The 25,159-nt window shown below is 55.6% G+C and carries 12 protein-coding genes and 8 pseudogenes; 12 read left to right on the top strand and 8 right to left on the bottom strand.

Features of this window, described 5'->3' with window-relative positions:
* Positions 1 to 371 precede the first annotated feature (371 nt).
* On the top strand, positions 372 to 2,309 hold the full coding sequence (locus tag GGQ73_RS22110) for a M23 family metallopeptidase (protein ID WP_183897886.1): 1,938 nt from the start codon (positions 372 to 374) through the stop codon (positions 2,307 to 2,309).
* Between the two features lie 141 nt (positions 2,310 to 2,450).
* Here the strand turns inward: GGQ73_RS22110 and GGQ73_RS23080 are convergent.
* Positions 2,451 to 3,035, bottom strand: a pseudogene (locus GGQ73_RS23080) (transposase family protein); the annotation flags it as partial.
* Positions 3,036 to 3,284: 249 nt separating this feature from the next.
* Here GGQ73_RS23080 and GGQ73_RS22115 point away from each other — a divergent pair.
* Positions 3,285 to 4,997: an ATP-binding response regulator gene (locus tag GGQ73_RS22115; RefSeq protein WP_183897887.1), complete on the top strand. Its 1,713-nt coding sequence runs from the start codon at positions 3,285 to 3,287 to the stop codon at positions 4,995 to 4,997.
* Between the two features lie 11 nt (positions 4,998 to 5,008).
* Here GGQ73_RS22115 and GGQ73_RS22120 read toward each other — a convergent pair whose 3' ends face one another.
* On the bottom strand, positions 5,009 to 5,641 hold the full coding sequence (locus GGQ73_RS22120) for a LuxR C-terminal-related transcriptional regulator (RefSeq protein WP_183897888.1): 633 nt from the start codon (positions 5,639 to 5,641) through the stop codon (positions 5,009 to 5,011).
* Positions 5,642 to 6,647: 1,006 nt separating this feature from the next.
* On the opposite strand from GGQ73_RS22120, the pseudogene GGQ73_RS22125 reads away from it, so the two are divergent.
* From GGQ73_RS22125 to GGQ73_RS22145, 5 genes and pseudogenes are all read left to right on the top strand, one after another.
* Positions 6,648 to 6,758 (top strand): annotated as a pseudogene (locus GGQ73_RS22125) (IS6 family transposase); the annotation flags it as partial.
* Positions 6,759 to 6,878: 120 nt separating this feature from the next.
* Positions 6,879 to 7,190, top strand: a complete 312-nt coding sequence (locus GGQ73_RS22130) for a transposase (RefSeq protein WP_234911061.1) — start codon at positions 6,879 to 6,881, stop codon at positions 7,188 to 7,190.
* A gap of 26 nt (positions 7,191 to 7,216) precedes the next feature.
* Positions 7,217 to 7,492, top strand: a complete 276-nt coding sequence (gene tnpB / locus GGQ73_RS22135; RefSeq protein ID WP_183897889.1) for an IS66 family insertion sequence element accessory protein TnpB — start codon at positions 7,217 to 7,219, stop codon at positions 7,490 to 7,492.
* A gap of 175 nt (positions 7,493 to 7,667) precedes the next feature.
* Positions 7,668 to 9,199: pseudogene (gene tnpC / locus GGQ73_RS22140) on the top strand (IS66 family transposase).
* Positions 9,200 to 9,229: 30 nt separating this feature from the next.
* Positions 9,230 to 9,868: pseudogene (locus tag GGQ73_RS22145) on the top strand (IS6 family transposase); the annotation flags it as partial.
* Between the two features lie 89 nt (positions 9,869 to 9,957).
* Here the strand turns inward: GGQ73_RS22145 and GGQ73_RS22150 are convergent.
* Both GGQ73_RS22150 and GGQ73_RS22155 read right to left on the bottom strand, forming a co-directional pair.
* Complete coding sequence (locus GGQ73_RS22150) at positions 9,958 to 13,944, bottom strand: non-ribosomal peptide synthetase (protein WP_183897890.1); 3,987 nt, start codon at positions 13,942 to 13,944, stop codon at positions 9,958 to 9,960.
* Between the two features lie 914 nt (positions 13,945 to 14,858).
* Positions 14,859 to 15,493 (bottom strand): annotated as a pseudogene (locus GGQ73_RS22155) (IS3 family transposase); the annotation flags it as partial.
* A 76-nt stretch (positions 15,494 to 15,569) separates the two neighbouring features.
* Between GGQ73_RS22155 and GGQ73_RS22160 the strand changes: the two are divergent.
* Positions 15,570 to 15,857 (top strand): annotated as a pseudogene (locus GGQ73_RS22160) (IS6 family transposase); the annotation flags it as partial.
* 135 nt (positions 15,858 to 15,992) lie between these two features.
* Here GGQ73_RS22160 and GGQ73_RS22165 read toward each other — a convergent pair.
* Positions 15,993 to 16,361: pseudogene (locus GGQ73_RS22165) on the bottom strand (ATP-binding protein); the annotation flags it as partial.
* Positions 16,362 to 16,506: 145 nt separating this feature from the next.
* Between GGQ73_RS22165 and GGQ73_RS23090 the strand changes: the two are divergent.
* Positions 16,507 to 16,688 (top strand): annotated as a pseudogene (locus GGQ73_RS23090) (IS481 family transposase); the annotation flags it as partial.
* Between the two features lie 56 nt (positions 16,689 to 16,744).
* Here GGQ73_RS23090 and GGQ73_RS22170 read toward each other — a convergent pair.
* On the bottom strand, positions 16,745 to 18,148 hold the full coding sequence (locus tag GGQ73_RS22170) for an LLM class flavin-dependent oxidoreductase (protein WP_183897892.1): 1,404 nt from the start codon (positions 18,146 to 18,148) through the stop codon (positions 16,745 to 16,747).
* A 195-nt stretch (positions 18,149 to 18,343) separates the two neighbouring features.
* Here GGQ73_RS22170 and GGQ73_RS22175 point away from each other — a divergent pair, with 195 nt between their 5' ends.
* Together GGQ73_RS22175 and GGQ73_RS22180 are read left to right on the top strand one after the other, a co-directional pair.
* On the top strand, positions 18,344 to 19,612 hold the full coding sequence (locus tag GGQ73_RS22175) for an SfnB family sulfur acquisition oxidoreductase (RefSeq protein WP_183897893.1): 1,269 nt from the start codon (positions 18,344 to 18,346) through the stop codon (positions 19,610 to 19,612).
* A gap of 11 nt (positions 19,613 to 19,623) precedes the next feature.
* The gene (locus GGQ73_RS22180) at positions 19,624 to 20,886 is read left to right on the top strand and encodes an SfnB family sulfur acquisition oxidoreductase (protein ID WP_183897894.1); all 1,263 of its coding nucleotides are present in this window, start codon (positions 19,624 to 19,626) and stop codon (positions 20,884 to 20,886) included.
* A 111-nt stretch (positions 20,887 to 20,997) separates the two neighbouring features.
* Here the strand turns inward: GGQ73_RS22180 and GGQ73_RS22185 are convergent, their stop codons facing one another.
* Both GGQ73_RS22185 and GGQ73_RS22190 read right to left on the bottom strand, forming a co-directional pair.
* The gene (locus GGQ73_RS22185) at positions 20,998 to 22,365 is read right to left on the bottom strand and encodes an LLM class flavin-dependent oxidoreductase (RefSeq protein WP_183897895.1); all 1,368 of its coding nucleotides are present in this window, start codon (positions 22,363 to 22,365) and stop codon (positions 20,998 to 21,000) included.
* Between the two features lie 219 nt (positions 22,366 to 22,584).
* The gene (locus tag GGQ73_RS22190) at positions 22,585 to 23,733 is read right to left on the bottom strand and encodes an ROK family transcriptional regulator (RefSeq protein WP_183897896.1); all 1,149 of its coding nucleotides are present in this window, start codon (positions 23,731 to 23,733) and stop codon (positions 22,585 to 22,587) included.
* Positions 23,734 to 23,877: 144 nt separating this feature from the next.
* Between GGQ73_RS22190 and GGQ73_RS22195 the strand changes: the two genes are divergently transcribed.
* On the top strand, positions 23,878 to 25,107 hold the full coding sequence (locus GGQ73_RS22195) for an ABC transporter substrate-binding protein (protein ID WP_183897897.1): 1,230 nt from the start codon (positions 23,878 to 23,880) through the stop codon (positions 25,105 to 25,107).
* The last annotated feature ends 52 nt before the right edge of the window (positions 25,108 to 25,159 follow it).

Genomic DNA, 25,159 nt, shown 5'->3' on the forward strand with positions numbered 1-25,159 from the left:
CCCTCGTCAGTGAGCGGACTTATAGAGGACACCAATCAAACAAGTCAACACACCCAATTCATAAAAATAAAGAAAATGTATAAGATGTTGATTTAGCTGAGGGATTTTGGGGATTTTGTTCCCGTCCGCTGTTTTGAGCGAATTCCTTTTATGTAACACCACCGGAAAACAAGGGTATTCACTCTTCTCCGCTCAGACGCCACGTTTTCGACACCTCTGAGACATATCCCCGGAAACACCGACGCACTGACATATAAGTGCCGGGGTAAAACAGGTGGCAGGAAAACACCAGTTTGACTCCCGCCTATGAAAGTTGCACATCTTCGGCTCAGGGTTTCTGGAGATCAAATGAACAACTGGTCGCGACAAGCATGATGACGGATCGAGACATGGTCCGCTCGCTTGGAACCGAACCGCCTATTTTGGCGGAGGGCCGACGCGCACCTGACCGGCGTGAAATCTCCCTGCGCTGGTTGAGCGGGACGTTTCTCACGGGTATTACCTCTTCTATTCTGATGGGTGTCGCTCTTTTTGCAGCGCTGGACGGGCGCCAGCAGCTTGCCATTCCCGCTGAAGCCTTTGCGCGGGCTGATATGGAGCAGGATGCATCCGAGACAGTTCGGCGCGGAACACGGCTTCTCGGCCAGAACATAGCTGCGCGTCCATCCGACCGCTCGGTGATGGAAGTGTCGACGGTTATTCATGATGGCGACAAGGAAGTGGTGCGCAAAGTACCCTTTTCCCATGTGAAGATCGCTTTGGCGGCCAATTACACCAATCAGGAAGACTATCCTCCTTTCGATCCACTCAATATTTTTGCGACGAATGACGAAGCCTCGCCAGCAGCCAGTCGGACAGGGACCATCTATGGGTCCGAGGTCGAGTCCGAAGTCAGCTTGAAGACGGTTGCGTTTCCGACCAAGCGGAGCCCTCTGGCTTTTGCCGGCTCGATGAGCTTCGATGAGGTGGAAGAGGCTGTCAGGTCCAACGGTTCGATGTTGACCGATGGAAACGAACAGCTGTCCGCGCTTTACTATATTGATCCAAGGCGCTTCGAGGCGACAGAAGACGTGGATATGACTGCCGGGCTCGCTGCACGTGTGGTGGAGCAGAACATGTCTGTGTCCACGCCGCAGGCGCCGACCGTCAAGCTTCAGGAATATGCCGACGACGTGATCCCGGTTCGCCAAGCCGAGACGATGGAGGAAGCTCTGTTTGGCGCAGGTTACTCCAAGGAACAGGCCAAGCAAACCGCGGCAGCTTTAAGCGCGCAAAACGGATCGGCCGATGTTCAGGCTGGCGATGTGTTGCGGATCGGCATTTTGCAAAATGACGAGAAGAGCGACATCGTCCGTGCCAGCCTCTACCGTAAGGCGCGCCACGTGATAACGGTCGCAACGGACGATACCAGACAGTTTGTGCGCGCAAGCGAGCCGCCGCATCTGGATGCAGTCGCAACCGCCTTCGACAGCAGCAATGTACCTCTGACAGCCAACCGCGATCTGCCGCGCGTCTACGATGGCGTTTACCGCGCCGCCCTCACCTACGGCATGAACCAGTCGATGGTAGCACAACTCGTCAAGCTTCTGGCCAGCAGCGTCGATTTCCAGGCGCAGTTGAAACCGACGGATTCTCTCGAGGCGTTCTTCTCGGTTCAGGGGCCGGATGGAAAAGCCACCGATCAGTCGGAACTTCTCTATGTCAACGCCAAGTTCGGCGACAACGAGACACGCTTCTATCGTTTCCAGAATCCGGATGACGGCAGCGTCGATTATTTTGACGGCCAGGGCAAAAGCATCCGCCAGTTCCTGATCCGCAACCCCGTGCCAAACGGGCGCATGACATCGGGCTTCGGCATGCGTCGACACCCGGTGCTTCGCTTCAGCCGCATGCACACCGGCACCGACTGGGCGGCACCGCGCGGAACGCCCATTATTGCCACCGGCAACGGCGTCGTCGAGAAGGCAGGTTGGGCATCGGGTTATGGCAACCAGACGCTGATCCGGCACGCGAATGGTTATGTCTCATCTTACAATCACCAGAATGCGATTGCCAAGGGCGTGACCGAAGGCGCGCGCGTGACGCAGGGTCAGGTGATCGGCTATGTCGGATCGACAGGCCTTTCGACTGGAGCCCATCTGCATTACGAGCTGATTGTCAATGGCACCAAAGTCGATGCCATGAAGGTGCGCCTGCCGGGGGGCAAATCGCTTTCGGGCGAGGCTCTTGCGCGCTTTTCCGATGAAAGACGCCGTATCGACACGCTGCTGAACATCGAGACCAAGCCCGAACAGGTGGCGAGCCGGTAGACGATTTTCTGGCCAGCTCAGTAAGCTACGGTCAAAGTCCCGGCAACCGCTTCGACGCGCGATTGTTCCGACCGGAACGCTCAATGGTTGGTCACCGTGAGCGCGCCAGCGAGCGGTCAGTCCATCGCAGTTTTTCGGCAAGTCGGCGAACGAGATGCCATTGTCGGCCAACACCGTATAAAAGATGTCAGGCACGGCCTCGACCAACTCGTCCAGAAAAGCAGCTGCAGTCACAGTGTTCGCCTTATCTACCATTCTGGCGAACGCGAACGTCGATGTGCGGTCGATCGCGACGCAGAGCTGTAGCTTGCCCTCACCGGTCCTGACCTCAGCGATATCGATACAGCCAATCGGATAGGTCTTGAACTTGCGTTTAGTTTCTTTGTCGCCGGTGATCTCGGCAGTCGGCTGATGCCCTGACACTGCGAGCATCGCGTTAGGTGCGGCATGGTTGCCTGTAGTGCATAGAGGCAGTCGTCGAGCGAGAGCAGCGTGTGCCGCCGGAAGGCGACAAAATCGCCTCCTCCTCGATGGTGAGCACCGTTGAATGCGCATCCTTGGGACCGGTCGGAAAATCCTTGACCGTCGTGCGCTTTTTCCACTTTGCGACGGTCTTCTGGTTTATGCCTAAGCGCCTTGCCAGCGCCCTCAGGCTCTCTTGACTATGCCGTCTCGCCAACGGACCGCCCCTATCGTGCGCGCGCTCCCGTCAAGAATTTGTCCCATAGTGCATCCTTCCATTGCTGGCTGAATAATGCACCATCAAAGACCGGGAGGACAGAATTCGTTTTGGGGACATGGATGCGGTTGGGATAAAAGGGGGCACTCATGGCGCTTTTTGATATGGGCAGCACCATACCCAAAAGACGCCTGATGAAATGCGTCAATTTTGAATCGTCGCGGAAATAGGTCGCTGACAGAAAAGCTTTACGGGATTATGTCACAGGAAATCGGGCGGAAGTTGCAGAGGGCAATATGGCACGAAAAGCGTATTTTCAGCATTTTGTCAGTGGTACAGGTCAAGCAATCGGTCTGTTGCGAACCCGCGAAGACGATAGCGAAGAGGTTAAACAGGCTGTTGTCAGGGTTATAATTTCTGCCTTGGCAGCTTTTTATATTGCACCAACAACTTACAGCGGATTGCGGATTGCTCCACCGACGGGGATAACGGTTCTCTTTTTATTCTATCTGCCGTTTTCATGTCTGGTCTTGTGGTGGATGAAAACCCGTCCAAGCAATCGTCGTTGGCGGCGCACGATCGCCATTTTTTGTGATATGCCTGCACTGACTTACGCAATGTCCATAGGCGGCGATACAATGCTGCCGATATTCGCGCTTTTACTTTGGGTCGCCGTCGGCAACGGGTTGCGTTTCGGTCCTCGATACCTTGTCGCATCAACAGTCGTGGCTCTTCTGTCGATAACTGTCGCTACGATTTTCAATGACTATATGCGACAGAATCCATATATCGTCGTGACGCTGACGGCGACTGCGGTCTTGGTACCAGCCTATATATACGTCTTGCTGGATCGGGTACACCGCGCCTATCAAGCGGCGCAGGAAGCGAACATTTCAAAGTCGCGTTTTCTCGCCCAGGCAAGCCATGATCTTCGCCAGCCGGTTCATGCCATAAGTCTTTTCACGGCGTGTCTTCGCGATGCCAACTTGCAGGCAAGCGAGTTGCAAATGGTTGACAATATAGATCGTTCTTTGCAGAGCGTATCGCGCTTGTTCAAGTCGTTGCTTGACGTCTCTACTCTCGACAGCGGCAAGGTCGTTCCGAGATATGAGGCGATCGCGATTGCAGAGATTCTGGATGATGTGCTGCAGCAAAACAATGAAGCAGCGCACGTCAACGACTGCAAACTCGGTGTCATAAGCTGCAACACCGTTGTTATTACTGATCGTGCATTGTTGACGACGATGCTGCAGAACATCGTAAACAATGCGATCAAATATGCGCCGGGCCGGTCCATCACGATAGGTTGTCGGCGCGAAAACGGTGCCTTGGCTGTGCAGGTCTATGACCAGGGTCCAGGCATTTTGGAGGAACATCAACAAAGAGTTTTCGAGGAGTTCTACCAGGTTCGGGCACGTGGGGATCGGGATGTGGACGGTGTAGGTCTTGGTTTGCCGATCGTGAGACGCTTGGCGCATCTTATGAACATGCAGGTGCGGCTTCGTTCGGTTCCAGAACGTGGCACCTGCGTCACTCTGGCAGGTTTGAAAGTGTCTTCAACGCAGCTTTCAGCACAAGCGCCATTCACACGGCCCCCACGCAACATCGGTATTGTTACTGGGCTGCACGTTCTTCTTGTCGAAGATGATGAAGCAGTCTTGCGAGCAACAGCAAGCCTGTTGCGGAAGTGGGGCTGTGAGGTACAGGAAGAAATCAACATTCCGGTCCAGCCTGGTTCCTGGCATTTGGTGATGACGGACTTCGACCTTGGTGAGGGTAGAACGGGCAGCGACTGCATTGTCGCGGTAAGAACACTGGTAGGTTGGTCCCTGCCAGCGGTGGTCATGAGCGGCCATGATGCCACTCGCGTGCGAGAAGAATTGTCAGATGATAGCATTCCAATTCTGTCAAAGCCCGTGCGCCCTGCAGAACTTCGCTCAATCATCATGGCTGCCTTCTTGGAGTTCAGAGGCCGCAGTCAGGTTTGTAAGCCCCGTCTTGGTGTCTGACCAAAAGATGCCTACAGAGGCCGCGTCTTTAGAAGTCCTTCTGCGACGCCTTGCGTGACTGCCGCGGCACGTGAGGTCACACCAAGGGCTCTGAACAGAGCCGACACGTGTATTCGGACTGTGAAAGGGGAAATACCAAGTTCCAGAGCAATTTCCTTATTCGTCTTGCCCTGAGCGATCAATTGCAAGACGATAAACTGTCTTTCGCTTAATGTAGTCCTGTTCGATGAATGAACTGGCATGTCGTTCGGGAGCAATACGACGAGATCACCAGCTCGCACTGCTTCGAGCCCCTCAAGCATAGCCTGAGGGGAGACGGCCTTGTTAATGAAACCGTTAATGCCACAGGCCATCGCTGCGTTGATCGTCGCTGGATCGTCCGCCATTGTCACGACCACGATCAAGGAACGAGCGAACTCCACTCTCAGCGCGGGTAGCGTGTCCAGGATACTGTGCTTTGAAAAAAAGAGATCCAGCAGAAACATCGAAGGGGGCTCTTTATGGTCTCTCGCGAAGTTGAGAGCCTCCTCCAGCGTCTCGTTGCTCACAACGACAACTTCAGGGAGTTTCCGTCGGATCAATGACGTCATGCCGTCCCGAAAGACTGGGTGATCATCGACGACGACGATTTTTTCTGCGTTCACAAAATCCGCCTCTCCGATCTTCAGGCGAGACCTATAGCAGTGAGTGGTTTCGATGACACTAGCACGTTTGTGCTATGTGTTCGCATCTGCAACAAAAAACCCACGGATGAAAAATTAGAATTATAGCCAGCTAAAAGAGGATGTTTTTGACGACTCAAAGTACTGTGGCTGTAGGATACAATCCCGCTGTCTCCTGTTCATGAAGCGAAACTTATGGCGCAAGTTATAGTGTTGAATATAATCAATTAAATAGATGTAGGTATGTCTGAAGCACGACGCAGTAAGACAGACACATGGACATTGGCCAAAAGCTTGTCGTCTAATAACTGAATGGGTTTTTGCGATGCGAAGGTTATCCGCACGCCATCTTATCGTGTCGGAGAAAGGATGTACTGCTTGCATCTATCCTCGTGTCGTTCTTTCCAACGGCGTGTCAGACGGGGTGAACCAATTACATCCCGGAAAAGTGGTAATTTTGTTAACCTCACCTGCTGATTAGCACATTTGTGCTACTGGGCGATGCTCAACCCTTGTGCGAAGGAAGTTTATTCTTTCTTCGGTTCTGATTTTGCCGAAAGGAAAGAAACAAACACATTTTTGAGAGGGAATAAATGTTAAGAACAGTGACAGTCGGGGTGTGTTCCCTTGTTATGATCGTTGGATTGTCTGGATGCCAGACAGTGCAGGAATCCGCTACCAGCGCGCAGATGACATGCAAAGCACAAGGCCTTAAAGCAGGCACGAAGCGTTATGATCGTTGTGTGGGTGCAACATACCAAAGCAATCGTCAGCAGGCTCAGCAAGCGGAAAATACGGCTGTCGCCGGAGCTGCTATTGGTCTGGTCGGCGGTGCTGTCCTTGGAGCAAGCTTGAACGACCACAATCACTACTATCGGCGTTGTGGGCCATGGAGCTGCTACTAAGGGGCCTGTCGCAAATTTTTGTAGTTAACGTGCTGTTGACCACAACGGTGGAAATTTCGCTCCCGATGTAGCGGAGCGTAGCCATGATTCTGAATGCCATTGCCGAGAAATTGAAGCGCCAGTCGAAGGATGATTTCAAGGGGCGACATTTCGAGGCGTGGCTGATCGTGCAGGCGGTGACCTGGTATCTGCGTAAGCGGCAAGGAGACCCCATCTGGCGCGGCTGATGCTTGGTAGGGTATTTCGGGCATATGAGAGTTCTCTGAATATGAGAATCTATGTCTAGACCTGCGTCTAGCCTTGGGTTGATGCGAATGATCGAGGCGATGCCCGATCGCATTGACGGGTCGCCGCGACAGTTGCGGCGGTTCTGGTCGGACGAATTCAAGGCCACGGCGGTTGAGCAGGCATGTCAGCCCGGTGTGAACATGTCGGCAGTGGCGCGGCAGATCGGGATCTTGCCGTCTCAACTCTACCGTTGGCGTAGAGAATTGTTGGGCAGTGATGAGTCTGGACTAGCAGCGGCAGTTGATCCGCAGAGCGTCGCACCCGACCCCGTCGTCGAAGTCAATATTGACGGTATCGTCGTGCGGGTCGGCCGGCATTTAGAAGAAGTGCATCTGTAGCGTGTCATCCGAGCGGTTCTTTCAGCATGATCCCCGCAGGTGTAAAAGTCTTCTTGGCCAGCCATCCCATCGACTTCCGCAAAGGGCCGGACGGCCTGCTGTCGCTGGTGCGTGATGCTGGCAGTGATCCATTCAACGGCTCGCTTTATGTCTTCCGGGCCGACCGGATCAAGATCGTCTGGTGGTATGGATCCGGGGTTTGCCTTCACGCCAAGCGGCTGGAGAAGGCGCAGTTTTTCTGCGCCGCGGATAGGCTACAACCGAATCCAGCTCAACCATACCCAGTTCATGGCGCTCGTTGACGACATGGACTGGAAACGGGTGCGCTCGGTGGCGGTGAAGCCGCCGGAGATTATTGGGTAAATGCCTGCGGCAAAGTGAATCAACTGCCTGAAAGGGCAGAAAAACCGGAGCAAAATATGCTCTAGTTGTGAGCTTTCATTAGGTTGTCCATTCGGAGCGGATCTAGGAGACGTTATGACGCCGCCCGATCTGCAGCTCCCGGATGATATAGAGACCCTGAACGCCATGGTCCTTGCCATGGCCGAGAAGGCAGGGCGTACCGACGCTCTTGAGAGCGAGGTCGCAGACCTGAAAGCCTTCGATCGTGCCCGCTTTGGCCGGCGATCAGAAAAACTCGGCTCTCCAGGCATCGATGAGGAGCAGCAGGCCTTTGTCTTCGAGGAAATCGAGACCGGCATCGCGGCGATCGGAGCCAAGGTGAACAAGGGTGCCGCCCATGCTGAAAAGCGTCCGCCGCGACCTCGCAAGGGCTTTGCTCCTCATCTGGAGCGGGTCGAAGTGGTAATCGAGCCGGATGAACTGCCCGACCATATCGGCAAACAGAAGGTACTGATTGGGGAAGACGTCTCGGAGCGACTGGACGTCGCGCCGACGAAGTTCCGCGTCATCGTCACCCGCCGACCGAAGTATGCCTTCAAAGATGAAGACGGCGTCATTCAGGCAGCCGCACCCACCCACATCATCGAGGGCGGCATTCCGAGGGAAGCGCTTCTTGCCCAGATCGCGGTCTCGAAATCTACCGATGGCCTTCCGCTCTATCGGCAGGAGACAATCTATGCCCGCGACAAGGTCGAGCTTGACCGGAAGCTGATGGCTCAATGGATGGGCAAGCGCGGCTTTGAACTTGATATTCTGGCCGACTACATCCTCGCCGAAATCAAGAAGGCTGAGCGTATCTTTGCTGACGAGACAACGTTGCCCACACTCGCGCCCGGATCCGGATCTGCCAAGACGGCTTGGCTTTGGGCTTGTGCCCGGGATGACAGACCCATTGGTGGTAGTAGTCCGCCGATGGTTGCCTATCGCTTCGAAGATAGCCGTGCTGGTGATCGGGTCGCCCGGCATCTGAGTGGCTATCGCGGCATTCTGCAGGTTGACGGACATGGTGCCTATAACAAGCTTGCCAGATCCGACGGAGACAATGACGGCGTGATGCTGGCTACTGCTGGTCCCATAGCAGGCGCAGGTTCTATGAGCTCCACGCCTCAGACAGCTCCAAGATCGCCACCGAGACGGTGGAACTGATGGCGAAGCTCTGGCAGGTGGAGGAACCAGCCCGCGGGCAAAGCCCTGACGCCCGTGTCGCCGCGCGCCAAGCGACATCTGCTGCGGTTGTCACGGAGCTCGCCCTCTGGCAGAAGACTCTACCGCGGATATCCGGCAAGTCGAAGCTGGCCGAGGCAATCCGCTATGCCAACTCGCGTCGCTCCATCTTCGAGCGCTTTCTCACCGACGGCCGCATCGAGCTCGACTACAACATAGTCGAGTGTGCAATCCGGCCCCAGACAATTACCAGAAAGAATAGCCTCTTCGCCGGCAGCGATGGCGGTGGAAGGACCCGGGCAACAATCGCCACGCTCTTTCAGACAGCGAAAATGAACAATGTCGATCCGCAGGCTTGGCTAACCCGGACCCTTGAGCGTATAGCCAACGGGTGGCCAAGCAGCCATCTCGACGCACTCATGCCTTGGAATTACGCGCGCTAAACGGTTTCTGCTTGCCGCTTACCTATCTGGCGTTACCCGCTCAGCTATAGAGATCTCGAGGATATGTTCCGCGAGCGGGGCTTCGAGGTCGACCACAGTACCATCAATAGGTGGGTCCTCGCCTATGCGCCTGTCATCGAAAAGCGGCTGCGCCCGTTTCGCCGACCGCATTGTGGCTCAGTGAGGATTGACGAGACCTACGTCAAGATCCGGGGCAAGTGGCGATACCTGTACCACGCCATCGACAAGCAAGGAAACCCGATCGACTTCTTGCTCACGACCAAGCGCGATCTTGACGCTGCCAAACGCTTCTTCCGCAAGATGCTCAAAGATGAGCCGCTGCTATCGCCCCGGAAGATCGGGACCGATGGCGCCAACACGTTTCCGTCAACGATCAAGACGGTCGTCGATGATAGGCTCTTGCATCCGAACCCGGTCCATTATGTAACCAAGCATCTCCAACAAGGCATCGAGAGCGACGACTTCCGAGTGAAGAAGAACATGCCCAAAATCGGCGGCTTCCAGTCATTCAAAACGGCGCGCCGGACGATCGCCGGGTTCGAAGCGATGTCGTGGCTGCGCAAAGGCTTCGGATTTTCCGGCGCGTGGACCGTCAACGACCAGAATAACCTGCTCGTGCGCCTCTTCGGACTTCAAAAGGTTACAAAGCGTGAAAAATCCACACCGCGTGCAGGGTGTCTCAACCGTCTGAGAGGTTTGCGACAAGCCCGTTTTTCGTTTCCAAACTCAGCTGATCCTTAAACCAAAAGTTGTGCCATGTTGTTACTGGGGGTCACGCTTTGGTGTTGCATGCGGTGAGAGATTTTTTTCAGTGAATTCTCCATAAATATGGCCGCTATTTTTTCTGCATTGCGAGGTTCCAGCATCTCTTCATGCAAACAATTGAGGTCGTATTGACGAACTCTGCCAGTCGTATGTGGCCGCCAAGCCTCGACATTGTAATTTAGAATTTTATGAAGCGTTTTCGATGTTATCGGATTTGCGCTGAAGAACCGTATATCGGCGTTGATCCTGCCCGGAACGAAGCGCTGTGCGATATCCAGATGGTGCAGAATAACTTCGCGCAACCGCTCTATAAATGCCGGGTTCTCTCGCAGAATTTCCTTGAATACCGGATTTTCGCGCAGCCTGTATTGCTGGGCCAGGAAGTCGCCAAGAGCCAGAAATGTTGGTTCGGCTCCCATTATGTTCTCATCGAAACCAAGGAAGCCCAGGGCCGACTTCGCTAAGACACTCTCATTATTGAACGTCGCACCTGACGGCGGCATGAATGGATAGGAATCCAGCAGGGCAAGGAACGTGACGTCGTCGCCACTTCTTTCCAACTGCCTGGAAATTTCGTGCGCCACAAGCCCGCCAAAAGACCAGCCGATGATATTATATGGCCCCTCCGGCTGAATGGCGCGGATCCGGCCAAGATAAAGCTTGGCCATTTCCTCGATCGAAGCCGGCATCTTTTCGTTGTTAAGTCCCTCTGCCTGGAAAGCGAAAATGGGGACGTCATGATGAATATGCTTGGCCAAAGAGGTGAACGCCCAGCCCAGACCCATGACAGGATGGATGCAGAACAAGGGTGCATGATGTCCCGTTGCCCGAATGGGCAAAACAGGAACCACAGACGCCGTCTGTTGACGCGGACCGTCCAGATGTTTTGCAAAACTGGCGATGGTCGGCGTATCCACAAAGCTCGACCATGCGACGTCACCATCGAACTTGCGGCTCAAAGCCGATATCATGGACGCCGCAGCGAGGGAATCGCCTCCCAGCTGGAAAAAATCATCGTGAATGCTGATGGTTTCCAGATCGAGTACGTCGCACCACACCTTCGCCAACACCATTTCTGTGGCGGTGCTGGGTTCGACATGGTCGTGAGATATGCGCGCCTGAGGGGCAGGCAGAGCATTTCGGTCGATCTTTCCATTGGTATTCAAAGGCAGGTCTTCCATGACGACATAAATCGCCGGGATCATGTGAGGTGGAAGCGTTCCGGCCAGACGATTAGACAGAAGCTGGGTGTCGATCGTCGACCCTGCTACCGGGGTCAAATATGCCACCAGCTGTTTGCTCTTGCCTGGGTTTTCCCGCAACACGACCACCGTCTGGCGTACCGATCCATTCGACATGATCGCCGCTTCGATTTCGCCAGGTTCGACACGGAAACCTCGGATTTTAATTTGGTGATCGTTTCGCCCGAGATATTCGAGCACTCCATCATTGCGCCATCTGGCAAGGTCGCCGGTGCGATACATGCGTTCTGCGCCCGTCTTGAAGGGGTTCGGTAGAAAACGCTCGGCCGTGAGTTCGGGTTTGTTGAGGTAGCCCTTGGCGACGCCAGCGCCGCCGATATACAGCTCTCCGACACTGCCCGGAGGAACAGGCTGGTGCATTTTATCCAGAACGTAAAGCTCGGTATTGCGGATCGGTCTGCCGATGGGAACACTATCCAGATCAGAGCCGCTGAGTGGCATGCAGGCAGACCAAACCGTCGTTTCCGTAGGGCCATAGAGATTGACCACCGGATGTCCGAGTTTTTCCATCACGTGTGCAAGATCACGAGGCAAGGCTTCACCGCCCACCAGAGGACGCAGACCTTTCAATTCGGCTGCATACTCACTTAAAAGCATACGCCACAATGACGGCGTTGCCTGCATCAACGAGACAGCGTTGCGTTTGATGAGACGATGGAGAGCGGTCGGATCCTTGACCACGCAACGGGTCGCGATGACCGTTGCCGATCCCGCCGTCAGCGGCAAGAAGAGTTCAAGGGTGGCAATATCAAACGCAATCGTGGTGACCGCGACGATGCGATCTTCCGGTTTCAGGACGAGCAGCTCTTGCATGGCCCGGAGGAAATTGAGCAAGGACGCATGGGAGATCTCAACCCCTTTCGGGCGCCCCGTCGAGCCGGAGGTAAAAATCACATAAGCCGTGTCCTGTGGTTCAGGACGTTCGACCATTGCTTCTCCCGAAACATTTGCGGGTTGCTCGTCCAGCAAAATGATCGGTGCCGTGAGAACAGGAAGTGAAGCACGAGCTGTCGATGTGGACAGAACAATGCTCGGCATCGCGTCTTCAAGGATCATCGATAGACGGTCACTCGGATCGGAAGGATCAAGCGGCAGATAGGCAGCACCGGTCTTGGCAACCGCCAAAAGGGCAATCAGCATCTGTTCGTTTCGCGGCGTGGCTATCGCCACCAAGTGCCCGCGGCCGACCCCACGTTTTCTCAGGACCGCAGCCCAGATGTCTGAAGCCTTGTCCAGCCCCTCATATGTCAGATGCCGTTCCTCGAAAATGAGCGCCACCGCATGCGGTTGGCGCTCAACCTGTCGTTTGAACAAATCGAGCCAGGTAGCGTCTTCGATGGGCGCGTTTGTGTCATTCCAATCATAGAGAATACGCTGGCGCTCGCTCGCCAGAAGCAACGAGATGTCACAGACTGGCCGATCAGGATTATCAAGTATATCGGAAATCAGGCGAAGGAACCGGTCTTTGTGCTCCTCCAGCTCTTCCAGGGTGTAGAGAGCCGGATTTGCGTCAAAGTCGATGTGCAGATCACCTCCGTCGCCACGGTCATAGGCGAAAATCGTGAAATCAGTCATCGTGCCGTTCGACAGGTTATGTGCGGTCGCAGCATGTCCATCGAACCGAAGATCATAGTCGAAAGGTTCAATGTTCACACCCAGACGCGCTATCTGCTCATCCTGGCTGTTGAAATTGAGATCGCGCCGCATGTCTTCGTAGCGATATCGCTGGTAACGCAGGGCCCGCATCATCTGACCGGAAGATTGCTTGACCAGATCCCGCCATGAGAGCTCCGGGCTGATCTTGAAACGGAGCGGGACCGCATTGGCCACCATACCAGGTATTCGGCGTACGGAGCCACTGATGCGGCCTGTAACCATCGTGACCATCGTCAGGTCGTAACAATCGGTGGCGCGGGCATAATAGGTGGCGACTGTTGCGATCAGTGCCTGTGGCAGGCTCGCACCTTGCTCTTTTGCCTTTTGATGTAGCCTTTTGACGTCGTCTTTGCCAAGCGTTGCCCTCAGCCGCAGCAAACCACCCGAGGGAACCTCGCTTCGCCGCGCAAGCGTAACCGGCGGCGAAATACCCGTCATCTGCTCCAGCCAATAGGCTCGGTCGCGTTCGAAATGGACGGAGCGGCGATAATTGTCTTCGCTTTCCAGCAGTTCGTGAAGCGACCCGAAGTCATAATCTCCGACGGCCTCGCCACGCACCATCGACGTGTATATTTCGGCCTGACGGCGCGCCAGAAGCCCCCCGGAAAAGCCATCGAAAAGAATATGGTGGACCCTGTGGTACCAAATCCAGTGATTTTCGCTGATCTTGATCACGGCGCTGGACCAGAGATCATCTTCTTCGAGATCGAGGCGGCCTGCCAGTTCCGAGCGCATCCAGACATATGCTTTTTCCAGCCCATCGGGATCACCGCTGAAATCAAGCACGTCGAAATCCCTGCGCGCATATGGAGTTATGATCTGCCGAGGCGTGCCATCGATTTCCATGATGCGCAGACGCGTCGCGTCCACCTCTTGAGACAGACGCTGTAGCGCCTGACAAAAGATATCCGGCGATATGGGACCGGCGATTTCTATCGCCTCGGCAAGCACGAAACTTAAATCTGGCGGGGATAACTTCTCCTTTACCCACATGCCTGTTTGCGCGACTGAGAGCGGGTGCGATTTGAAATGCCTGTCCATCGAATGATCCTTCGTAAAATCGAGTAGGCAAAAATTCGGCCAGACAGACAGGCGCAACAACGCGTCGCGCTGTCACCAACGCTGCGGTGCAAGAGTTGTCTGGATTTGTGCTATGTGCAGAGCGGTGGATGTGTAAGCCAACTTACTCTGCTGCAGTGCACACTACAGAAGCATGTTTATTTTACAAGCTGAAGGTGCGATTTGAAATTAAACCCTTATGAGTTTATAGTTGACAGGTATTATTGAAAAATTCCGACAAAATTACAATCTACCGGGGGTATATTCTGTGTTGCCGGACCAACACCAGCAAGAAAACACAGTAGTATTAACGCCTCGAATCTCGTTATAATTCAATCCTAAGGAGTCAATATAAAATATAAAATTATTACGGGTAATTTTTTCGGTGGCGATCCTGTCGCAGTGCAAGGCGACGATCAGGCTCGCCGACAACCCAAGAAAAGACGAAAGCGCGGCGCCTTTATGCTTCGGCTCCCTGTTGGTGTGACGGGTGGAAGGCCGCTTACAGCAAGGGGTTTTACTGGTGTTCGTGGCACACAACGGCCTATCCAGTTTTCACCTATCAACTGACTCATTCCATTCCGTCGATTTTTGAAGGTCCCAATTAATCAGGAACCCGGGGCCGGTAGTTACGGTAATTACCACCCTGGCCACATTCTGCCGCGTTCCCTAGACGTTTCGTTTCAAGACCAGCTGCGAGCTGCTCTTACGGCACATCAATCATGACATCTGAGCGCGCGATGGACGACCAGTATTGTTGAGCAAGGGTGTCGAACAGCCCACATTTTGTATCGACCTCGGCCACGATCTGTATCGCACGACTGCAACCGCATACGTAAGCACCTCGGTTGAATGACTGAACCGCGCCGGGTTTGCCGGAGGCCATTTCGTTTAAGTTATGCGGCCATGGCTGGTGCGTCCAGCATGGTGTAATATCGTTCTTCGGCTTCGGCTGGCGGTATGTTGCCGATAGGCTCCAGAAGGCGACGATTGTTGAACCCGTCTACCCATTCCAGCGTAGCGAACTCCACGGCTTCGACGTTTCGCCACGGTCCTCGCCGATGGATGACCGCTGCCTTGTCGAGACCGTTGATCGTTTCTGTGAGAGCAGTGTCATAGCTGTCGCCAACACTTCCGATGGAGGGCTCGATACCCGCCTCCGCCAGTCGCTCGGAATAGCGAATGGAGACGTATTGCACACCCCTATCCGAATGGTGGATGAGCCCACCGCGATGGACGGGTCGCCGATCATGAAGTGCTGGTCCAAGGCATCGATGACAAAGGCCACGTAAACGAAGCCTTGCCAAGTCGCCACGTAGGTGAAATCGGATAACCACAGCATGTTCGGCGCGGGAGCAAAGAACTGCCGGTTCACGCGGTCGAGTGGGCATGGGGCGGCCTTGTCGCTGATCGTCGTTCTGATCGGCTTGCCACGGATGATGCCCTGCAAGCCCATTGCCCTCATAAGCCGAGCGACAGTGCAGCGGGAGATGTCGAAGCCCTCCCGCTGCAATTCCCGCCAGACGGGCCTGTCACAAATTTTTGTAGTTGACGTGCTGTTGACCACAACGGTGGAAATTTCGCTCCCCATGTAGCGGAGCGTAGCCATGATTCTGAATGCCATTGCCGAGAAGTTGAAGCGCCAGTCGAAGGGTGATTTCAAGGGGCGACATTTCAAGGCGTGGCTGATCGTGCAGGCGGTGACCTGGTATCTGCGTTACCCGCTCAGCTATAGAGATCTCGAGGAGATGTTCCGCGAGTGCGGCTTCGAGGTCGACCACAGTACCATCAATAGGTGGGTCCTCGCCTATTCGCCTGTCATCGAAAAGCGGCTGCGCCGGTTTCGCCGACCGCATTGTGGCTTAGTGAGGATTGACGAGACCTACGTCAAGATTGTCAATCGGCATGGAATGTTGACCCCGTATCGGCGTCCAATTTTCACCCCCTGTAGGCGATCAGGGCTTGGCCTGCCCGGCGCTGGCCGGGGTTGCAGAGGGTAGGCCAAGTGCGGGTGATGGGTATCTTCGGCTTTAGCTTTGAGAACGGTTTTTGAAGCGCCAGGATTCATTTCCAGTCTCGACGATTTCGCAATGGTGGGTCAGGCGGTCGAGGAGTGACCTCATCATTTTGGCATCACCGAATACCGATGGCCATTCACCGAAGACCAGGTTCGTCGTGACGATGATTGAGGTGCGCTCATAAAGCCTGCTGATCAGGTGGAATAGAAGCTGACCACCAGCCTGCGCAAACGGCAGATAGCCGAGCTCATCGAGAATGATGAAGTCGAGGCGTGTGAGATAGTCCGCCGTTCTGCCCTGCTTGCCACTGCGTGTCTCCGTTTCCAGGCGGTTGACCAGGTCAACGACATTGTAGAAGCGCCCACGCGTGCTGTTACGGATGCCCATGACCTCATCATAAGCGCTACGCATTCCATAGAGCTTCAGCGTGCTCATCAGTTCGAGAACCTGTGTACGTTCCATCAACTTGCCTCACCTCGAGCCTGTCGTAACGGGCGCAGTCGGCGACCGGCTCATGGGCAAGCCGAACCGCACCATCAAGGAGGCAACCGTCAACGCTATCATTGAGACAGCCATGCCCAACTGACGGCGCATCTCTACGACTTCGTCGATACCTACAATTACGGCTTCCGGCTGAAAATGCTCAGGTGCCTCACGCCCTACGAATACATCCGCGAAATTTGGACAACAGAGCCAGAACGGTATTGACGCAACCCGCTCCATCAAATGCCGGGACCAAATACCTAAGGGTCGGGCTTTGCTGCTCAGGCGACGGCCTCTTTGGGCATGCTTGCTTCGCGTTTGACTGCTTCGATGTCCCGGTACCGGTGCGCCGGGTGGTTTGCCGGCAAATAGTCACCATCACCAAACAGCTTTTCCCGCAGCGTTCCGGGCTTGTAAGCGGTGGGATAAACGCCACGCTTTTGGAGTTCGGGGACAATATATCCAACGACATCCTCGAAACTATCGGGTGTTACGGCGTAAGCCAGGTTGAAGCCATCGACATCGGTATCATCGGCCCATTCCTGAAGAATATCGGCTATGCGCGATGGTGAGCCGACAAAGACCGGGCCAAGTCCGCCGATGCCTCCGAATTTTGCGAGTTCATCGATAGTCCAGCATTTGTCGCCACCCGCGACATGCTCGACAAAGGAATGAATGGCGTTGGTTTCGATCTTCTTGACCGTATCTGTTGGTGCATATTGTCCAAAGTCGATGCCGCTCCAGCCAGACATGAAGACCAGCGAGCCATCATAGGATACGAACTTCTGATACTCCTCGAATTTTTTCTGGGCCTTTTCGTCAGTCTCATCGGTGATGATGGTGACGAGCGTGTAGATATAGACCTTCCTCGGCTCACGCCCGGCGTCCGCCACGCGCTTTCGCATGTCCGCGACATGGGCCTTTAGGACTGACTTGGTTGGTGCCGCGACGAAGATGCACTCGGCCTGTTTCGCTGCAAAGTCCTTGCCCGGCCCTGACGCGCCCGCCTGATAGAGAACCGGCGTGCGTTGCGGTGATGGCTCACTCAGGTGATAGCCGGGAACATCGAAATATCTGCCCTTGTGGCCGATCTCGTGGACTTTCGACGGATCGGTGAAGATACGCTTCTCGCGATCACGTAAAACGGCACCCTCTTCCCAACTGCCCTCGAAGAGTTTGTAGAGAACCTCGACATATTCTGCGGCAACCTCGTACCGGTTGTCATGACGGCGCAGGCCCGCTTCCCCAATGTTTTTGGCCCCACTTTCGAGGTAGGACGTGACGATATTCCAACCAATGCGGCCTTTCGTGTGGTGGTCGGCCGTAGAGAGCCTGCGCGCAAAGGTGTAGGGATGTTCGAACGATGTGGATGCGGTAATACCGATACCCAGATGCTCAGTCGCAAGTGCAATGGGCGCTGCCAGTTGCAGGGGATCGTTGACGGGGATCTGCGCTGCTTGATGAATGGCATGGTAGTTGGAGCCCTTGTAGACATCGTAATAGCCGATCACGTCAGCGATGAAGATGCCATCGAAGATGCCGCGTTCCAGCGTACGTGCAAGGTCCTGCCAATAGTCCAGATCCTTGTATGTCCATGATTTATCGCGCGGATGCGCCCACAGACCGGGGGATTGGTGACCAACGCAGTTCATATCGAACGCATTGAAACGGATGGGTTTGCTCATCATAGACTCCACAATTTCGTCCCGCGACGATACGGGCGGGCGGCGATGAAGAGAAAGAGCGTCCATACCTTGTATCGACACAGTGGAAGAAAAAGCTTCCACATATTATTCTATAAAAGACATAGAATAACTTTTAAGAAGTTGCACCTGTGCGATGCTCTCCACGCCGATTTAACCCGACTGTGAGGCTTCTGCATGGGCACGATTTCCGAGACCAAAATCGATTACACGATCCACCCGCGCGTTAATTCCGCAGACCCGGTAGCGCCGAGACCGCGCCCTTCTGTTCCAGCCCATATTATCACCTTAGACGCCGAGGCCATCGAGATTGCGGAGCGTCTTGCCGAAAAATTCAAGATTGGCGCTGCTCTGCGCGACCGGGAAGGGCTTTTGCCCGTGACCGAACTGGATGATTATTCGCAAAGCGGTCTGTGGAGCATGAATGTGCCAAGGGCCTATGGTGGGCCGGAGGTCTCATACGCCACGCTTGCCAGGGTTATCGCCACCATAGCGGCGGCCGACCCGGCCATTGCCCAGACGACCCAAAACCATCTCGCCATCATCGCAACGGTCGATCTGGATGGGACAGAAGAGCAGAAAAAGCTGTTCTTCGGGTGGGCGCTTCAGGGCCTTCGTTACGGCAACGCCTTTTCCGAACTTAAGAGCAAGACGGTGGCCGATTTCGAAACCAAGGTGGTTCACGATGGCGACGACGTCATCGTCAACGGTGAGAAATTTTATACCACGGGAGCCCTGTTGGCCCATATCGTTCCCATCGTCGGCGTTGATGAGGCCGGCCAAGGCTATCTCGTCTTCGCCGACCGGGATGCACCGGGCCTGACCGTCACCAACAACTGGTCGAGCTTTGGCCAGCGCACCACGGCGTCGGGATCGGTGAAGATCGAGAATGTGCGCGTGCCGAAGGCGCGGGCGTTGAAGGTGACGTCCTTCGATCACCCAACGGTTGGTGGTCCCGTCTCCCAGATCATTCAATCGGCCATTGATGCCGGCATTGCGCGTGGCACGATCGAGGATACGATTACTTTCATCAACACCTACAGCCGCCCGTGGATTGACAGCGGCAAAGAGACCGCTGGCGAAGACCTGTTCACGATTGCAGCGATCGGCGACCTGAAGATCAAACTCCATGCGGCAGAAGCACTGCTGGAGATCGCCGGCCGCAGTATCGATAGTGCCAGGGCCAGTTCCACGTTGGAAACCGTCTCGGAAGCGACGATCAAGACAGGAGAATCCAAGGTTCTGACCACGGAAATCGCGATCCTTGCTGCAAACAAGCTGTTCGAACTGGCGGGAACACGTTCGACGCTTGCGGAGCATGGGCTGGACCGACACTGGCGCAATGCCCGCGTTCACACGCTGCATGATCCTGTCCGGTGGAAATATTACCATGTCGGCAATTATTACCTGAATGGTGCGCACCCGCCACGCCATGCCTGGAACTGAGGTCCGATGAGATGACGACAACGGACAGAACGCGACATCTGCAGGCAGCACGAACGACTGGCATGCCTGCACCGCATGTCCCGCCGCGCCAAAAGCTTGCGCATGTCATCAAGAGCGATGACGAGGCTATCGCCATCGCCAAGGAGCTTGCCCGCGAATTTGCCGTGGGTGCAGCGGAGCGCGACCGGGATCGGCGTTTGCCGCTGGCGCAGATCGAGCGCTTCTCACAAAGCGGCCTCTGGGCGATTTCCGTGCCGAAGCAATATGGCGGCGCGGAGGTCTCGGCGGTAACGCTTGCAGAGGTGACCGCCACCATATCAGCTGCCGATGGCAGCATCGGGCAGATACCGCAGAACCATTTCTATATGGTGGAAGCGTTGCGGCTTGCGGGCAGCGAAGAGCAGAAGAAGCATTATTTCCAGCGCGTTCTGGATGGTGACCGGCTGGGCAATGCTTTCACCGAGATCGGAACGAAGACGCCGGTCGATTACAAAACGCATTTCGCAGAACGGAACGGAAAGCTGTTGCTCAACGGGCAGAAGTTTTATTCCACCGGCTCGCTGTTTGCTCACATCATCGTGGCTGTTGCCAAAGGGCCGGACGAGCGCGTGAACATCGTTTTCATCGACCGATCGACGGCGGGCCTAAACCTCATCGACGACTGGACGTCGTTTGGCCAGCGCACCACCGGCAGCGGCACCGTGACCTTTGACGATGTGGGGATCACACCCTTTCAGGTGGTGGACCAGCAGGGTGTGTTTGAACGGCCCACCACAATGGGTCCGTTTGCGCAGATCATCCACGCCGCCGTTCAGGTGGGCATCGCCCGTGGCGCGCTGGCCGAAACAGTTTCTTACGTCCGCGCCCATGCCCGACCGTTCTTTGAACTGGACATAGAACATGGTTATGAGGACCCGCACACCATTCATTACGTAGGCGATGTCACGATCCGGGTTCATGCGGCCGACGCGCTGCTGGCAAGAGCGGGGCGCATTCTCGATGAGGCGACCGCTTCACCCAATGAGAAAACCGTTGCGGCCGCCTCCATCGCGGTGGCAGAGGTCAAGGCGCTGGGAACGGAGGTTGCACAGCTGGCCTCCACCAAACTCATCGAACTCGGCGGCGCACGCTCGACGCTGGAAAGCTATGGCCTGGATCGCTTCTGGCGCAATGCCCGGACCCATTCGCTGCACGATCCGGTCCGCTGGAAATACCACCATATCGGCAATTTTTATCTCAACGGCATCCTACCGCCACGCCACGGCGCCATCTGATCTGCGTCCCCTCAGCGCCTAGAAGGGAACATCCTCCTACTGCCTGTCCCATGAACAAGTGGTCTGAACCCTGCCCACACATGCCCGGATGAACCCTCGGGCATCGTAAGTTCAATCACCGGGAAAACGCCAGTTCGCAGCAACATGCGGGCGCGTCAGGCGGTCACCGTTGCCAAACAAGCTGCTGCGTAAAGTGTCCCCCTGATACACGGTCTTATAGCGACCGCGTGATTGAAGCTCGGGAATGACGAGATCGACAAACTCCTCATAGCACTCGGGCACGACAGTCCGCGTCAGATTGAATCCGTCAATTTCCCCTTCATCGATCCACGCTTCCAACTCATCCGCAATCGCGGACGCCGTACCGACCAATGTCGGGTAGCGCCCGCCGAGAGCGAGGCTTGTGAGAAGATCACGCTTCGTCCAGCCGCGCTCCCGTGCCGTCTGAACGCCGGATTGAATGGCGTTGCCTTTTCCGCTGTCTTTGATGATCGGATCATCAAGAGCAAGGCTCTCGAGATCGATGCCGGAGCCTGCGGAAAAATGCGCCAGTCCAGCTTCCGGGCTGGCGTAGCGGCAATAGTCGGCATATTTTTCCTGAGCGTCCATCTCCGTCAGACCGGGAATGACGTTGATCGCGACGAAAATCTTGATGTCGTCTGGCTGCCGCCCTGCTTTGATGGCTTCGGCGCGCAGCAGCCGTGACGCCCTTTGGGCAGCCTTCCGGTCTGTCGCCGAAATGAAGATGCATTCGGCGTGACGCGCGGCGAATGCGCGCCCTTTTTCGGAACTGCCCGCCTGAAACAGCACCGGCGTGCGCTGCGGCGAGGGTTCGCTCAAATGATATCCCTGCGACTGGTAGAATGTGCCCTGGTGGTCGATGGTCCGGACGCGAGCGGGATCGGCATAGATGCGACCTTGCTTGTCGGCGCGTACGGCATCGTCCGCCCAACTGCCTTCCCAGAGCCTGTAGAGCAATTCCAGCGCCTCATCCGCCTGATCGTAACGGTCGTCATGGCCTGTCATGGCGCTCTGGCCGATGGCACGCGCTGCGCTGTCGAGATATCCGGTCACGATATTCCAACCCATGCGACCGCCGGTAAGATGGTCAAGCGTCGACATGCGGCGGGCGAAGAGATAAGGCGGCTCGGCATTGGCGTTCACCGTGACGCCGAAACCCAGATGCCTGGTCGTGGCTGCCATGGCAGAGACCAGCATCATCGGATCATTGACGGGCAGTTGTACCGATTCCCGCAGCGGCACATCGACGGAGCCGCCATAGACATCGTAGACGCCGAGAATATCCGCGAGAAAAATGGCATCGAACAGACCGCGCTCGAGCGTTTGCGCAAGATTTGTCCAGTAGCCGATCGTGTTGTAGTCCGAAGAGCGATCCTGGGGGTGGGTCCAAAGGCCATGGTTGATGTGGCCAATGCAATTCATGCTGAAGGCATTCAGGCGAATTTCCTTTTTGGGCATTCCATCTTCCGCCGTTTTCTATGAGGTCGAGGCCAGCATTGTAGTCAGTTGAGAAGATCAGGCCAGCGGCATCCACGAAAATACTGCCTGGCTGGATCATTTGGAACGTCCGAGGCCTGCGGTCAGTCTCAAGTTGGACGTGATGGTCGCAGAGCACCCATTGTCAACGGGATGATAGCGTTCGGAGATAGTCAGCTGCGTCAGTTCACCAGGCGGCGCTCAAACGAACCAACGAAATCTGAGTGGCAGTAAGGCAGAACCGATGGCCGAGGCATCTCCCTTCGTTTCGCTTAAGACAAGTTTTGCCTCCTTCGGTCCAACCCCGTATCGATGGTCTCGCTGCGAGGGCAGGCGCGCACGGTCGATCATCATCCTGCCAAGCGCTGGCGGAAGTTGACCACCGAAAACGATCGCCTGCGGATCAAGGATGGCAATGAGGCCAGCCACCAAACGATCCACTTGTGGCATGGTATCGTCTAGCCATTCTTCAACACCCGGCCATGCCGGGTCGAACCGGTGGTACAATGTTTCAATCGAGTGAATATCGACGCCATTTTTTTGCAGTGTGGCGATCAGATATTGCAAAGCGGGGCGCTTTGGGCCTTCAGCGGCATTGTATATTCCGCTGAGCTCGCCAGCATTGCCGTGAAAGCCATGAAAGGGTTGGCCGCCAAGGATCAACCCGCCGCCGAAACCGTAGTTGAAGGACAGATAGGCAAAGGTCTGGCACCATGACCCTACGCCGCAAAGGCTTTCGCCGATCGCTCCCGTGGTGGCATTGTTTTCAAGCCAGACAGGCAGGCGAAATCGTTCTTCGAGGATCGGTCTCAGATCCATCAACGACCAGTCTCTCAAAGGCTCGGGCGCATTGAAAGCGCGGTCTTCCGAGACGAAAAATCCCGACATGGAAAAACCAAGACCGAGCAGCTTTTCACGCGCGATACCATACCGCTCGAGCAGGCGTTCGAGAGCAAGAGACAGTGCGACAAGGGTGTTTTCCCGATCGCTTGGAAGCATTTTGAGTTTTTCTTCGACAACGATGCTGCACTGGAAATCGGCAATGCAGATCATCACGGAATCGGTGTTGATGGAAATACCGAGAGAATAGGATGCCTCCGGCACCAGTTCGATGGTGGGGCTTGGCTGGCCGCGCGCGCCTTTCAGCGCCGCGCCGGCGCGCAGAAGCCCACGCTCCAACAAACCCTCGATCAGGCGATGCACGGATTGCTGCGTAAGGTTCGTGTGGCCTGTAATCTGAGCTCTTGCGATGGATCCGTGGCGGCGGACGATATCCAGAATGAGGCGATCATTCGCGCTGGCAAGCGGCTGGCGGTCGAATATCTGTCGCGGCGTGTGATCGATGGTCATGTCTTTGGATAACGACTGTAGCAGGTCGCGGCAACACGGCCATTGGCCTGCAAAAGTGTTTTTTGTCGGATTGTCACAAATATTACACTCAAAGTGTATTAATAGAAAGTCAGTTGTTAAACCCGCCCTTAGGAGCCGCCATCAATGAGCCTCAGATTCCTCACGATCGCAACGGTGTCGTTGGCGACGATCGCGGCGCCGTGTCTTGCTGCTGACAGCAATATGAAGAACCTCGATTTTGATCTGTCGAAGGTCACGCGCGAAAATTTCTACGACATCGTCGTTCCCGCTGCCAAAGCTGAGGGTGGGGTGACGATGTATAATTTCGCAGGCAGTTTCGGAGACACCTGGAAGGAATTGATCACGCGTTTCGAAGCAAAATACGGCATCAAGGTCACATACAGCGATGTAAAGGGCGATCAGGCCAACCAGCAGCTGATCGCCGTGCAGACAGCGGGGCAGGACGCGCCTGTTGACGCCTATTTTGCCGGTGGTGGCAGCTACCCTCTTTTGTCCTCCAAGGGCGTCGTCGGCAATATTCCGTTGACGAAGATTTTGCCCAATATGGACACTTATAATCCTGAGTTCGCCGAGACCGTATTCGGCAGACCACACGGTGGCAGTTTCCCCTTGGTGCATCTCAACCAAACGGCAATCGGATATGATTCCGCCTTCGTGAGCGCTCAAGACGTTCCGAAAAGCTTCGAGGACTTGTTGGCGTGGGCGGAGAAGAACCCCAAGCGTCTGGGTGTCACGCTTCCGGCCAAGGGCGGTTCGGGCAGCGGCTTCATATATTCGGTGGCGCTCAATTATCTGACGGGCGACTGCCGCAAGCAACTGACGGACTATGATCAGACGCCGCAGCAGGCCGAAGACTGGGCCATGGAGTCCCATTGCCTCGATCCCGTTTGGGACTACTACCGCCGCCTGTTGGCTGTGGCGGAACTGACCAATGGCAACGCCGATACGCTCAATCTGATCAACAACCAGCAGCTCTACATGGGTACCGTCTGGGAGGATCAGGTCATGAGCTTCCTTGGTACCAAGCAATTGCCCGACAGTTTCCGGGTCACGATTCTGGAAAAGGGTCAGGTCGGCTCTGGTGACGCCATGTTCGTGCCCGCCAATGCCAAGCATGTCGCATCGGCCCTGCTTCTGATCGATATGGCGATGAGCAAGGACTTCCAGCTCTGGAAGCTGGAAAACAAGGCCTCGCGTTCGCCGCGCGTCGATGTCACCAACGATCTCATGCCAAAATCAGCGCAGGACCACGTCTTGCCGCAGAGCGTCTATCCGCGCCTGTCGGTACCAGCGTTCTGGGATATGTCGACGGCGCTTGGCGAAGCACTCGATGAGAAAGTCCTCAATCAGTAACACCACCGGATCGCCCTCGTGTGAGGAAGTGCAAAGCGCCTCACAGGTCGTA

It is taken from the genome of Rhizobium skierniewicense (assembly GCF_014196515.1).
Taxonomy (GTDB): domain Bacteria; phylum Pseudomonadota; class Alphaproteobacteria; order Rhizobiales; family Rhizobiaceae; genus Agrobacterium; species Agrobacterium skierniewicense.